The sequence below is a fragment of the Leptolyngbya sp. Heron Island J genome (genome assembly GCF_000482245.1).
GTDB lineage: Bacteria > Cyanobacteriota > Cyanobacteriia > Phormidesmidales > Phormidesmidaceae > Leptothoe.
Map to the genome: position 1 here is coordinate 1 of NZ_AWNH01000074.1, position 12974 is coordinate 12974.

The 12974-nt window shown below is 45.9% G+C and carries 15 protein-coding genes; 11 read left to right on the forward strand and 4 right to left on the reverse strand.

Annotated elements, in window-relative coordinates; genetic code table 11:
* Nucleotides 1-370: 370 nt before the first annotated feature.
* On the reverse strand, nt 371-1345 hold the full coding sequence (locus tag N836_RS60555; RefSeq protein ID WP_023074571.1) for an integron integrase: 975 nt from the start codon (nt 1343-1345) through the stop codon (nt 371-373).
* Nucleotides 1346-1588: 243 nt separating this feature from the next.
* Here N836_RS60555 and N836_RS60560 point away from each other — a divergent pair, with 243 nt between their 5' ends.
* From N836_RS60560 to N836_RS60570, 3 genes are all read left to right on the forward strand, one after another.
* Nucleotides 1589-1996 carry a hypothetical protein gene (locus N836_RS60560; protein WP_023074572.1) on the forward strand — a complete coding sequence of 136 codons (408 nt, stop codon included), beginning with the start codon at nt 1589-1591 and terminating at the stop codon, nt 1994-1996.
* Between the two features lie 276 nt (nt 1997-2272).
* Nucleotides 2273-2515, forward strand: a complete 243-nt coding sequence (locus N836_RS60565) for a hypothetical protein (protein WP_031293479.1) — start codon at nt 2273-2275, stop codon at nt 2513-2515.
* Nucleotides 2515-2979, forward strand: coding sequence for a type II toxin-antitoxin system VapC family toxin (locus tag N836_RS60570; protein ID WP_023074574.1), 465 nt, complete (start codon nt 2515-2517; stop codon nt 2977-2979). The genes N836_RS60565 and N836_RS60570 overlap by 1 nt, the downstream gene beginning before the upstream one ends.
* 181 nt (nt 2980-3160) lie before the next feature.
* On the opposite strand, the gene N836_RS76040 is transcribed toward N836_RS60570, so the two are convergent.
* The 3 genes from N836_RS76040 to N836_RS76675 form a co-directional block, all read right to left on the reverse strand.
* Nucleotides 3161-3340, reverse strand: coding sequence for a hypothetical protein (locus N836_RS76040; protein ID WP_023074575.1), 180 nt, complete (start codon nt 3338-3340; stop codon nt 3161-3163).
* A 4-nt stretch (nt 3341-3344) separates the two neighbouring features.
* Entirely contained in the window at nt 3345-3998 is a 654-nt protein-coding gene (locus N836_RS60575; protein WP_023074576.1) for an FMN-dependent NADH-azoreductase, read from the reverse strand.
* 126 nt (nt 3999-4124) lie between these two features.
* The gene (locus N836_RS76675) at nt 4125-4283 is read right to left on the reverse strand and encodes a hypothetical protein (RefSeq protein WP_023074577.1); all 159 of its coding nucleotides are present in this window, start codon (nt 4281-4283) and stop codon (nt 4125-4127) included.
* A gap of 301 nt (nt 4284-4584) precedes the next feature.
* Here N836_RS76675 and gcvA point away from each other — a divergent pair, with 301 nt between their 5' ends.
* From gcvA to N836_RS60610, 8 genes are all read left to right on the forward strand, one after another.
* Complete coding sequence (gene gcvA / locus N836_RS60580) at nt 4585-5487, forward strand: transcriptional regulator GcvA (RefSeq protein ID WP_023074578.1); 903 nt, start codon at nt 4585-4587, stop codon at nt 5485-5487.
* A 162-nt stretch (nt 5488-5649) separates the two neighbouring features.
* Nucleotides 5650-6558, forward strand: coding sequence for a DUF2891 family protein (locus N836_RS60585; RefSeq protein WP_023074579.1), 909 nt, complete (start codon nt 5650-5652; stop codon nt 6556-6558).
* Nucleotides 6559-6668: 110 nt separating this feature from the next.
* Entirely contained in the window at nt 6669-6821 is a 153-nt protein-coding gene (locus tag N836_RS76680) for a hypothetical protein (protein WP_023074580.1), read from the forward strand.
* 290 nt (nt 6822-7111) lie between these two features.
* Complete coding sequence (locus tag N836_RS60590) at nt 7112-7864, forward strand: metallophosphoesterase (protein WP_023074581.1); 753 nt, start codon at nt 7112-7114, stop codon at nt 7862-7864.
* Nucleotides 7865-7902: 38 nt separating this feature from the next.
* The gene (locus tag N836_RS60595) at nt 7903-8658 is read left to right on the forward strand and encodes an SAM-dependent methyltransferase (RefSeq protein ID WP_023074582.1); all 756 of its coding nucleotides are present in this window, start codon (nt 7903-7905) and stop codon (nt 8656-8658) included.
* Between the two features lie 177 nt (nt 8659-8835).
* The gene (locus N836_RS60600; protein WP_161635006.1) at nt 8836-9879 is read left to right on the forward strand and encodes an alpha/beta fold hydrolase; all 1044 of its coding nucleotides are present in this window, start codon (nt 8836-8838) and stop codon (nt 9877-9879) included.
* A 155-nt stretch (nt 9880-10034) separates the two neighbouring features.
* On the forward strand, nt 10035-10301 hold the full coding sequence (locus tag N836_RS60605) for a hypothetical protein (protein WP_023074584.1): 267 nt from the start codon (nt 10035-10037) through the stop codon (nt 10299-10301).
* Nucleotides 10302-10470: 169 nt separating this feature from the next.
* A complete protein-coding gene (locus N836_RS60610; RefSeq protein WP_031293484.1) occupies nt 10471-11919 on the forward strand; it encodes a DUF1254 domain-containing protein in 1449 nt (482 codons plus the stop codon).
* Nucleotides 11920-12974 lie beyond the last annotated feature (1055 nt).

Here is a 12974-nt window from a genome sequence, read left to right on the forward strand (position 1 = left end):
GCACGCGATGTCTCCCTAAGCGCGAGTGGCTTGAGCCGTGTGCGGTGTAAGTCGCACGCACGGTTCTTAGGGGAGGGGGAGTCAGCGATGGCTCCTCCTTACCCGACCGGACTGCTGTACTCAGTCGGGGGTTAGCTGGCGGTGCGGTGGTGGAAACACCTGCCGCCAGTGCTAAATATTGAGCTTTGTAGTCATGCCCATAAGGGCGTGAGAACTAAAGTACCGCTAAGACATTTCTCACGTCAAGCCATAGATATAGCTTTGCGCACATAGTTCACAACAGAGGTGATCCCTAAACACCCTAGATAGCAACGGCTATGTGCGGCGCAATCTGCTGAATGTATTCAGCAGATTGCCATGTTGCAGTTGATTAAGCATCCAATGGACTCCTCACTCCACGTCCGCCCCGATTAAGTACATGGGTGTAAATCATTGTAGTCTTGACGTCTTTATGACCCAACAATTCTTGAATAGTGCGAATATCATAGCCATTCTGTAACAAATGAGTCGCAAAGCTATGGCGAAAGGTATGACAGCCAACACGCTTCTGCAAGCCTGCACTTCTAACAGCTCGCTTGATAGCTTTTTGTAAGCCACTTTCATGGAGATGGTAACGAACAATGGCTCCACTACGCGGATCACGACAGCGTTTAGAGGATGGAAAAACAAATTGCCAGATCCATTGACGATTGGCATTGGGATATTTCTTGGCCATGGCAAAGGGGAGTATAACCGCTCCATAGCCCTGCTCTAAATCCTGATGGTAAAGGCGTTTAACCCCTTGCAAATGTTCTGTTAGTGGCTCCACCAAACGTGTAGGCAACATAGTGACCCGACCATCGTTTCCTTTTGCATCCCTGACAATGATTTGTTGTTGTGAGAAGTCTAGATCTTTAATCCGTAACTGCATTGCCTCTCGTAAGCGCAACCCACTGCCATAGAGTATTTGCACAATTAAACGATAAACTCCTGACATGGATTGAATCACTGCCCTTACCTCTTCCGGCGTTAACACCGTTGGTAATTTTCGTGATTTCTTAGCCCGGATGGCTCCAATTCTTTCATCCAAGGGCTGACACAAAACCTGACGATATAGAAATAGCAAAGCACTGAGTGCTTGATTTTGGGTCGCGGCGGCAACGTGCTCATTAACTGCTAAGTGGGTTAGAAACCCTTCAATCTCCGCTACCCCCATGTCCTTTGGATGGCGCTTGTTATGAAAAAGGATGTAGCGACGAATCCACTGAACGTAGGTTTCCTCAGTTCGATAAGAATAATGCTTAAGCCGAATAGCATCACGTACCTGGTCGAGCAATTTCTTGGGGCGGGGCTCAGGCGGTGACATGGAATCAAGATAGAGACCTGGACGATAAATAAATCCTAAGTAGCATTAGTCCGATATAGGAGGGATGATTATACTGAAACTTTCCACCTAATCACCTGTATAGGGATCTTAGGCTGACGTATTTCCACCTAATCACCTGTATAGGGATCTTAGGCAGAAATATTTCCACCTAATCACCCATATGGGGTAGATAGGTGGAAAGTTTCCCTCTAATAAAGAGTTAGCTGGCATCCAAAGCGCACAATGCGACACGTAGAACTAGCCAAGCAATTATGGCCGAAAGCGAAGTTTATCCTGCTGCCATGGGACGGATCAGCGACAGAGATGTTTATCACTTCACTTAACAATGACTCCCTACACCATTCCATAGAAGTAATTCAAAATTTTGTAAATAACCCTGAGATTATTTGTATTGCCAATGAGCACATTGAAACACCTGTGCCTCTAACTTCAGTTGCGCTGGAAAAGCTCAGTGTCGATCCAGATAACCTTATCCAACATGCAATACGCGGTTCATTTATGAAAGCAGGCGATATGTGCTTTTACATTTGGGTGGATGGACAAAACCAGTCACATGATGTCGAAATGGTGTTCTGGAATAACCTACATTTCCCGAAGACAGTATCCGATGAGCAACATATCACTACCTAGGAAAGGATCGTGGCTTTTACTGAACAGATTAGAGAGGGAACGTTAAATAGCAAATGTATTCTCACTCCGGAGCACAATGGGTCTGTAGAAGAGTTGTTTGACCATAAATCTATTGTTGTTTGGTGAAAACCATGCAGCAGCCCATTGAAGCTTGGGTATACAGTCTTTTTAAGGGAACATCGGTTCGTGTAGCTCCTAGAGTATTTTTACTTATTTAAACAGTGAAAGCTCAGATCAGCTATGATCTTTACAGTTATGGTATCTAGATCTAACATCATGCTGCGGGAAAACCTTAAGCAGGAAATTGATAAGCTCAATGACAGCCAACTGAGGAAAATCGCTGACTTTATCAATTCCGTCAAAGCTCAGGCTCAGCAACTTGCACAGTCAATGCCATTTTGGCAACGTGCAACGCCTGTCGAACGCGCCGATAATTTTCGTAGATGGGTAGCTCAATTACCTAAAACAAGCGTCACACTATCAGATAAAGCGTTTGACCGTGGCAATATTTACGAATAATGACTAAATATTTGCTAGACACCAATGTTGTTCTGCGGTTCAGTAATCCATCCGATTCTCAACATGATCTAGCCACTGAAGCTGTAGCTACTTTATTGTTCCAGGGCAACGAGTGCTATCTAACAGCACAAGTTTTGATTGAGCTGTGGGTTGTCGCAACACGTCCAGTAGATGTGAACGGATTGGGATGGTCGGTTGAACAAACGCATGATGTTATTGAGCAACTGTTGAACCGTTTTCCCATGGCAGATGAAACCTCTCAGATTTTCCCAAGTTGGTTCGCTCTTGTTACTGATAACCAAATCAAAGGTAAACGGACTCATGATGCCCGTGTTATGGCTGTAATGCTGACCTCTGGTATGAGTCACATCCTAACGCTAAACCCAAATGATTTTTCAGGAGTTCCAGGCATTTCGATTGTGCATCCCCAGCAAATACTTGAGGAAGCAACTAAAACTGAATAAAGGCAAGCTAACACTGCGTTGCAACGGCGGAGCATAAGCAGTTGAGCAGAATTCAAAGTTACTCCGCCGTTGAACTCCAACGATATATGGCCTGCTTTTAAGCTGATGTACATTCAAGTTGCAGGATTTGTGCGCTGAAACCCAGTCAGGCCATGAATCGGTCTGGAAATTTAAATGCTGATTAGCTTATGAGACCCGTATTCAAAGTCCTACAGACAGGAAATAACTGAGCTTCTGGCACAAACCCTGTTTCAAAGGCTGCCCAGTGAGCTGTCTGGTCGGCTGACCAGTTCAAGCTAGCAAACTGTGAATTAATAAACGCTTGGATGGCAGATTTGTCATCTGGCTGAGTTGTCATCATCGATTTAATCTTTTATCTTTTGTGTGATCTGTTGCACCAAGTCTGGAATTGCCCCATAGGCCGATTGAATCGATTTCTGATGGCGATCGTCCCCAAATTCCTGGTATTCAATTCGAATAACGTGGTGTTTGCTAACTCCAAACAGTCTTGAGGCAACCACAATGTGAGGATCAAGGTGGTTTATTGCCGCATTAGCACCGCCAAGTTTAAATCCACCTTCTCCTGATGCAGATAGAATCACTAAAGTCTTGCCAATCAAAATAGGTTCGATTGGCTGTTCACCACGCGCCAAATCAAAGGAAAAGGTACGTCCAATCCGAATCACCTGGTCGATCCAGGCTTTCAGAGATGCTGGCATACCGTAGTTGTACATCGGTGTACCGATCACAATGACAGCAGCAGCCTCCAGTTCATCAATCAGTTGATCAGAAATCTTAAGCACTTCTATTTGTTCAGGCGCACGCTTCTCAGGTGCAGTGAAGGCGGCGGCGATCCAGGCTTCGCTCACGACTGGTGGGGGATTAAGTCCTACATCGCGTGTAATGACAGTATCATTAGGTCGAGACTTCAACCATTGTTGTGTAAAAGCCGTCGTTAATCCCCGGCTCAGGGAACGAGTGACACGCGCGCTGGCGTCAATTTTTAGAATAGTAGCCATGATTGTAAGTTTCTAAGAAGGGGGAGGGAACCAGGCTTCGGGTTCCGGTAGAAAGTGTTGGAGAGTGAGGATGCCGTAAGTGCTTGAATGGGGGCTAAGTTGGCTTCCATCATTGTTACGATCGATTCAGTGATGGTGGTGCTTTTTGTCATCTGGAGAGTCAGTGGCTGAGGTAGTTTTGGCATAAACACCACCATCAAAAACTCCAGTCATTGCAACAGAAAAATTCGTCGCATCGATCGCGCGAATATTGGCTGTTCCACCAATGGATAGAGTGTCAGACATGATAGTCCTCTTGATAAGCTGTAAAAGTTCCTTGAAATAGGAAGAGTGACCTGTTTTCAATGCTCCAAAATCCAACAGACTTCGCTGAGCACAATGTTCACTGCACACACAAACGCGATTGTTTAGTTGGGACACACCCAAGAAGTTTGCTTAGATACGTAGCTTTAGATGAGTTTTATGCAGGTCTTGAGCGATTGAAAACCTGTTTTATTCCCTTAATTTGAAGAATAACAAGGAATAGAGGAATATTGCAAATTCAATATATTCAGGCTTAGGATGAAAGAAATTCACCCACAAGCCGATGCGATCGCTTCCCCCACTTAACGCTTTGCATACCTTTGAAGTGGCAGCGCGGCATCTGAGTTTTCAGCAAGCGGCTGAAGAACTGGATGTCACCTCAACGGCAGTTAGCCATCAAATCAAATTACTAGAAGATTACCTGGAAGTTTCTTTGTTTCGCCGTCGTCCTCGCCCTCTGTCGCTGACAGAAGCAGGTCAACTTTTATATCCGGTTGTACGTGAAAGCTTGGATTCAATTGCTGAGGCGATTACCCAATTAAAGCAAGTTCCAATATCCACGACGTTAACGGTAAGCGTGACAACGGTGTTTGCAGCTAAGTGGCTAGTTCCTCGTTTAGCTGAGTTTCAACGGACGCATCCTGAAATTGATCTACGACTACAAACCTCAAACGATGTGGTAAATCTACAGCGGCAAACAGTCGATTTAGCCATTCGCTATGGCAAAGGAAATTATCCAGGACTAGCAGTTCGCCCGCTGATGTCTGATAGGTTCGTGCCCATTTGTAGTCCACGTTTGTTGGAGAACAACCATCCAATTAGAAAACCGGATGATGTCGTGCATTATCCCCTGCTGCATTTTGAGTGGATTCACTTTGGAATCGATGCTCCTGATTGGAAAAACTGGTTTAGCGCTACGGGATTGAACACTGTTGCCCCCGACCACGGACTGAAATTTAACGAAGAAAGTTTAGCCATTCAAGCAGCGATCGCAGGTCAAGGTATAGCATTATGCAGCACTGTTCATGTTGCAGATGATGTAGCGTTAGGTTTTCTTGTGCAACCCCTCAATGTAACGCTAGACGGGTTTAACTATTCAGCGGTGTATCTAGAAAATCACCCGAAAGAAGTGCTGATTCTGAAGTTTATAGATTGGTTAGTGGAAATGGCTGGTCATGTCTCTTAAACCAGAGTCTTAAGGTAAAATGGAGTTTTTCGATCGCCGTATAACTACTCAAATGCAGCGGACGGTTGAGAGTCGTTGGTGTGGAGTTTGAGGCTATCTACTGCCGCTGATTTGAAACGATATCTTGCTGCGCGCAGGTAAATTGGCGTAATACTCACACTCATGGATAGAAATAGGATTGTTGATGAACTGAAACGCATCATTTATGCTGATTTAGTGCGTGTGGAGCCCCACTGTTTTACAGACGTAGGAGCAGGAGCGGTTTTTACAGGAAGCTTTGATTGGCATTCGAGTGTTCACGCGCACTGGGCACTTTTGTCAATGGCGCGTCTCACTGATGATGCGCTGCTTCAAAGTAAACTTCTGTCTCGCTTGACACCCGAAAATCTTGAAGCGGAGCGAACATTTCTCAACAATGCAGAAAATGTTGAATTTGAGATGCCTTACGGCAGAGCCTGGTTGTTGCTTATGCTTGCTGAGTTGTCTAAACATGACGAGAATAATGACTTACTCCTAAATTCTTTTCGAAAAGAATTAGAACAGCAACTGACGTTTTGGCTGGAGCAAAACAGCGCATCGAATGAAGTTATTTTGAATGGCGGTTATCAACCCTGGCTTTTTATTTTTCTTTTACTCCAATTCAGTCAGCCTAACCTCGAAATTCTCCACAGGCTTGAGGCGTTACGCTCCCAAATTGAAAATACTAGGGCAACTATCACGACCACACAACCAGAAGAATCTGACTTCTTCTATCTTCCAGCGATTTTATATTTAATTGATCAAACGAAGGAATCGAGGGAAAAAGGTTTTTGCTACTACGATGATATAACGCCACAATTCAATCAAAACCTTAGTTTTAAGAACTGTCACCAGGCGGGAATGAATGTCGTTCGATTGTGGCCTTACGCTCTTGAGAAGCCGGTTAATGGTTGCGACAGTATATTTTTTAAGGGTTTGGGAAGAATCTTGTCACAGCCTGACCAATGGAAAGGTAGTTTCGAGCTTATCTCCCATTGGATTCCACAGTTTATTTGGTTGGGATTAATGCTCGAGCAAGGTGAACTGCTATAAATTGCCAAGGTGAATCATCTGCTATTGCGTAGACAACAGAAATCAACTGCGTCACTCTAACAGCCAGATAACACAGTATCTGAGGCCAACAGGGTCAATAGGGACTATTTGTGTCTGATGAGCGGGAACGTTACACAGACGTATCGCACAATATCCCCCTGGATGCTCCAGAGGCCCTCATAGTAGTCGTGGGAGATGTTGTTGCCGCTCAGCGTGAAGACACTCCTGTGCGGCATGTTGAATTTTCCCAGGTCAATCGCTAAAATTTTCATAGCTTTTCTCCAAGTCTAAAAGGGGATAGTTTGGCTTCTTTACTCTCACACGGCTTGCATAGATTCTTTAGGTGTCTTGGAAAGCCGCTACGTACCAAGCGTGCATCTTACTGTGTCGCTTGCGGTGAACCAGCAGAATCAAACAATCAAACCAACCTGCTAAAACAAGACGGCGGATAACCAAAAAATGCACCGGAGTCGCGAAGCCGGATGGAATCAATGGACAATCACCTTCCGCGACAGGTGATTTTAGACGTTATGGGTCTTCCCATTTAGCTGAGATGAAGTTACATATCCTTAGTGACTTGCACAATGAGTTTGACTTATTTAATCCTCCTCAAATAGAGGCAGATTTAGTCATTCTTGCGGGAGATATTCATGTTGGTAAAAGAGGTATTGATTGGGCTAAAACTAGCTTTCCAGATAAGCCTGTAATTTATGTGCTTGGCAATCATGAATACTATGGCAGAGCATTCCCAAAGCATATTGACGACCTTAAGCAATTAGCAGAAGGCACAAATATTCATGTTTTGGAGAACGATAGCTTAGTCATTGATGGTATTACCTTTTTAGGTTGCACACTGTGGACGAACTTTGAATTGTTTGGTGATCCTCGGATTGCCGGTTATCAAGCGACACAAATAATGACAGACTATCGAAAAATTCGTGTCAGTCCACAATATCGCAAGCTTCGGTCACTAGATACTGCCATCATTCACAAGAAGTCATTGGAGTGGTTGCGTCAGCAAATAACTAATCTGAGAGATAATCGAGAGAACGTTGTTGTGATCACACATCATGCACCGAGTAAGCGATCAGTATCAGAGTGTACTCAAGATGACATATTGAGTGCTGCTTATGCTTCACATCTTGATGATTTTGTAGAGGAGGCTGCTGTTGCTCTTTGGGTGCATGGTCATATACATTCACAGCAAGACTACATGATTGGTGATACTAGAGTAGTTTGTAACCCTAGAGGCTACCCAGACGAGCCCAATGCAAATTTCATTCCCAATCTTACTGTTAACGTATGAGCACCTTTGCACGTTAGGTCTTCGAAAGATTGAAAATTATGGACACATGGAAGTTCTACCATATCACTCACCGCGAACATGTGGTGTGCAATCCCACGAGCGAGGAAAAACTGACGCGTCTCGTGGAACTTCTGCGTCTCCCGACTAACACGCAGGTGGTTGATATTGCCTGTGGTAAGGGCGAGTTCCTGATGCGGTTGACAGACACCTATGGCGCTCATGGTATAGGCGTCGACATTTCTCCTTTCTTCATTGCCGATGCAGAGAGACGACTCAAGGCGCGGGCATCGACTGCGGGCATCACCTTCACTCGGATGAATGGTGTGGATTTCAAGCCAGACGAGCCGCACAGCTTAGATCTGGCGTCATGTATCGGTGCCAGTTGGGTCTTCGGGGGGCATGCTAATACTCTCGAAGCGCTGCTCAGCATGGTGAAGCCCGGCGGCTGGGTGATCGTGGGAGAGCCATACTGGCAGCAGGAACCATCAGGGGATTACCTAGAGGCATCCGGGTGCCAGAGAGAGGATTTTGGGAGCCACTTCTCGAATGCAGAAGCCGGAGAGCCGCGAGGAGCAGAGCTCGTTCACACCATCGTGAGCAGCAAGGACGACTGGGACAGGTATGAGGGTCTCCAATGGTTCGCGACAGCCGAGTACGCTCGCACCCATCCAGATGATCCGGACTTGGCAGAGATGGTTGATCGCGTGAGCAAGGCGAGGGCGGCATACCTACGTTGGGGGCGCGATACGCTTGGTTGGGCGATCTACATGTTCAGATCGCGTTCTGTGGCCTAACCAACAGATGAATGTGAGCCGGAGTAGGCCGGCTGGCTCGCTTCGCTCGGTCACGTTTACTGCTGACCGCGTTATCCGATCCGAAATCACGATACTCCGGCTTCAGCGATGATCCTGGTCGATAGCACTCTAACCGGCTATCTTTGTTGGCAGATACTTACGCATCAAGAGGTTCTCGTGCTCAAATGGATAAAGCGTCTCGCGCTGGTTGCTACTGCAATACTCCTTTTAGCTTTACTAACGGGTTTTGTCTACGAACAGTGGGGCCGACGAAGCGTCGATCGAGCATTTCCGCCCCCTGGCATACTTGTTGAGGTTGACGACAAGCTATCTCACCTTTATTGCAGCGGGGAAGGAAGTCCGACAGTAATCCTAGAGGCTGGCATTAACGAGGGGGGATCGCAGACTTGGGAAATGGTGCGCCCAGCCATTGCCCCCTTGAGCCGCGTGTGCGCATACGATCAGGCCGGAATCATGTGGAGCGAACGTCGAGAGCGACCAAGAGACGCAGAACACATTGTAGAAGACCTACATGCTCTATTGACTGCTGCGGGTGAGTCCCCACCCTATGTAATGGTGGGTCACTCGCTCGGTGGGTTAATGATCAGAGTCTTTGCCGATCATTTCAGTGACGAAGTCGTTGGTTTTGTTTTTGTCGATTCATCTCATCCAGAGCAGAATAAACGCTTTCCTGCAGACATACTAGACATCATGGCATTTCCATCGCCACTGCTGCTTAGGGCTATCTCTGCATTTGGTGTCCTTCGCCTTGAGTCTCCAGCATCCCCAGGTGGTCTTCCCCAAGAGGTTGGTGAGACAATTCGCGCTCATCTACCACAGAGCATGATAGGCATAACTGACGTAATCGAAGCAATGGACGACATTTTTTCTCAGGCACAACACACTGGGCCGTTTGGCGATCTACCCATAGTGGTTCTTACGGCTGGCCAATTTCTAGAACAGCACCCCTATCAGATTGATGCGGCAACAACAGCTAGATTACAAGATGTGTGGTCAGATATATGGCCTAGATTACAGGCCGAACTCACAGGGTTATCTACAAATACAGACTGGCGCGTCATTGAAGGAGCATCGCACTATATCCCCTTGGATGCTCCAGAGGCTATCGTAGCAGCAGTGAGAGATGTTGTTGCCGCTCAGCGTGAAGACACTCCTGTGAGGCATACCGATGGGCCTATTATTCGTCAAGTATGGTTTTGAACAAGCAGTAGGGTATCACTTCTTTATCGATTTCGTTCGATTCGTCTTGGCTTTTCAGCAAGGCTAATCGAGAAATGCACGGCGGTTTGTTTGAGGCATCTTCTGTCAACGTCCAGTGAAAGCTCGAACATACATAGAACAATAGGCTCAGATTTATGATGATCTTTGTAGCTACAGAATTGTTCTCTCCGGGTGAAGATAGTCTGAACTACAGAGGAGCTACGGGTACTTATTTGGCTGAGATAGGTTATGACGATAGCCATGGCATCTTCTTCGAATATGACCTCAAGTCCTCTAAAACCTTTGATAAAGCTAGCAATTTACTTGTCGGTGAATTGGACGTTGGTGACCTTACAGGCTTTGGTTATAGCAACGTCGACAACTTCAGGTTAAAAGGTATTTACCTTTTATGCACAAAGTAATTGCTGGTGCATGCAAATCCTCCTAACTGCGTATTACGTCTGACACTTCGCAGGAGCGGACGATTTTAATAGTCTGGATATGAAATAGAGAACACTGGTGGCCGCTCAGCTTCACCATTAGTTTTCTGTGTTTATTGGGTAGCACATTATGTATGAAGGAAAATTGAGAATGACTGATTCATCTACACTGACTCCACAAGCAGCCCGATTGATCGCGAAAGATGCGTTCATTTACGCGTATCCGATGGTAGACAGTTATCGGATTCTTTTTGCCTACTTTCTTTGGCCTAATAATGCTGAATACAAGGGCCCCTTGAATAAATTGCTTGGCGAAGCACGACTGTTCACGCCATCGGACAAAGCAATTCAGACACCGAACGCGGATACACCTTACTGTGTGGTTGGTGCAGATCTGCGTGCGGAACCTTTAGTTTTGACGGTCCCCACTATCGAGCCTCAACGATACTACTCTATCCAACTCATTGATGCTTATACTCACAATTTTGAATACGTTGGCACTCGGACGACAGGCAATGGCACAGGCAAGTACTTGCTGGCTGGCCCTGACTGGACGGGGGAGACACCGGCTGAAATCACCGCCGTTATCCGTAGCGAAACCAGTCTTGCCCTAGCCTTGTACCGCACCCAGCTTTTTGACTCAGATGACTTAGAGAATGTCGCAGACATCATTGAGAACGGTTATAAGGTTGAGCCGCTGAGTAAGTTTACAAATATGGAGCCGCCAGTAGAAATGCCAACGGTGAAATACCCGAGACCCGTAAGACTGGACGAGGGTGAAACTTCACCCAGAATATTTAGTCTGTTGAACTTCCTGCTCACGACGTTTTGTTCAACACATGCATCGGAAACAGAATTGATGGCGCGCTTCGCCAAGTTAAACATCGGACCGGGCCTGACCTTTAACCCGACAGAACTCTCTGAGGAATTGAAACAGGCCATCGAGCAAGGCATAAAAGACGGTTGGGAGACTTATCTGGAGCTGAAGAAGAATAAACTTGTCACTCAAGAAGTCACCGCCGCCGACCTATTCGGCACACGTGAGCACTTGACGGAAACAGGTAACATTTACCTGTACCGTATGGCTGGCGCGATTCTTGGCATCTGGGGCAATTCCATTGAGGAGGCTATGTATCCCTCCTACTATAACGATTCAGACGGTAACGAATTAAATGCATCAGGCGACGTCTGTTATACGCTACGCTTTGAGCCAGGTGGATTACCACCAGCTGATGCTTTCTGGTCGGCAACGATGTATAATCTCCCCGAGCAGCTCCTCGTCGAGAACAAAATCGAGCGCTATCTTATTAATTCAACGATGTTAGACAACAACGAACTCGTTCTTGACGAAGATGGGGGACTGACGCTTTATATCCAGCATGCTCAACCAACTGAAGAAAAAAAGAAGAAGAATTGGCTCCCTGCACCGGATAAGGGCTTCTTCATATCCTTGCGGCTTTATTTGCCACAACAAGAGGCGATTAATGGCACATGGCAAAATCCACCACTAAAGCAAGTAAAGCCCGCACCGCACTGGACAATCAGGCTTAAGCGTATCTTTTTAGCTCTCTTTCGTGCCGGTAATCACCCTCGTTTTTAGCTCGTGCTCGCGCCGGTGATTGCAAGCGTTAATAGGATTCGGTAGCTTTCGAGAGGGTTCGGCTGTAGGTGGTGCGGTGCAACAACTCCTACATGGCTTCACTATCGCCAATATGAACGACCTTTCACAAAAACACCTGCTGCAATTAGGACAAAAGGTGCTGTACATGCAGGTAGTGGGAAGGGTTTCTGAGTAGTCAAGGATATTCCTAACCAGCCGCTGAACGTCAGACAAGCCAGCATAGCCCATAGAATATTTTTAGTTAGCCTGGTTTTAGGATAAAGACACTCAAATAGATACACGCCTAGGGCACCGTACCCAACTAAGATAGAAATTCCTAACGTCCTGGCGAAAAACGGATATCTGTCAGAAAAGATACTGGGGTTCTCGAAAAGAATAGATGATAATGCATTTACTAGAAACACAAAGCTGATAACAATAACTATGGCCATAGTTATTGTCAAAAGAGAGGATAGGAAAAGTTGTCCCCAAGGTAATGCTTTAATACTAGGTCGAAGAAAATTTTTAGACGACACTTTTTTTCTCATGAATCAAGACCCTATTTTGCTAGGTTAAATAAATGTTTGCTTAGTTAGAACAGATTAATATTTCTTGGAAATTGCTAGGGGGATGCTGGCTGGGAGTGTTGGCTAACTCCGTTGGAGACGCTTCGCGAACGACTTCGCTCAGCCAACGGTATCGGTGAGGCAGTTACCAATACACCTGATATTAAGTTATAGATATATATGACGTTTCATCCTTATGGCTTTTTCATAATTTCTTCATGAAAGTGTATCGAGCATTGTGAATTAATTTGCCTAGCTAATTAAATTAGAGGTCGGGTGTGCAGCTCACCTACTGTCTCTAGCTCCCTAACACATGACCTACAACTATCTAGCCCAAGCATCATGAGGGATTACCGGATTCTGGTCTCGACCACAATAGGATGAATAAATTCCCTTGGCAAGAAACCGATGCACGCTTGAAAACAGCCAGCGAATCCAGATAATCAGTTGAATAACTGCTGGATTAAACAACCATGATGTGATGGAGTA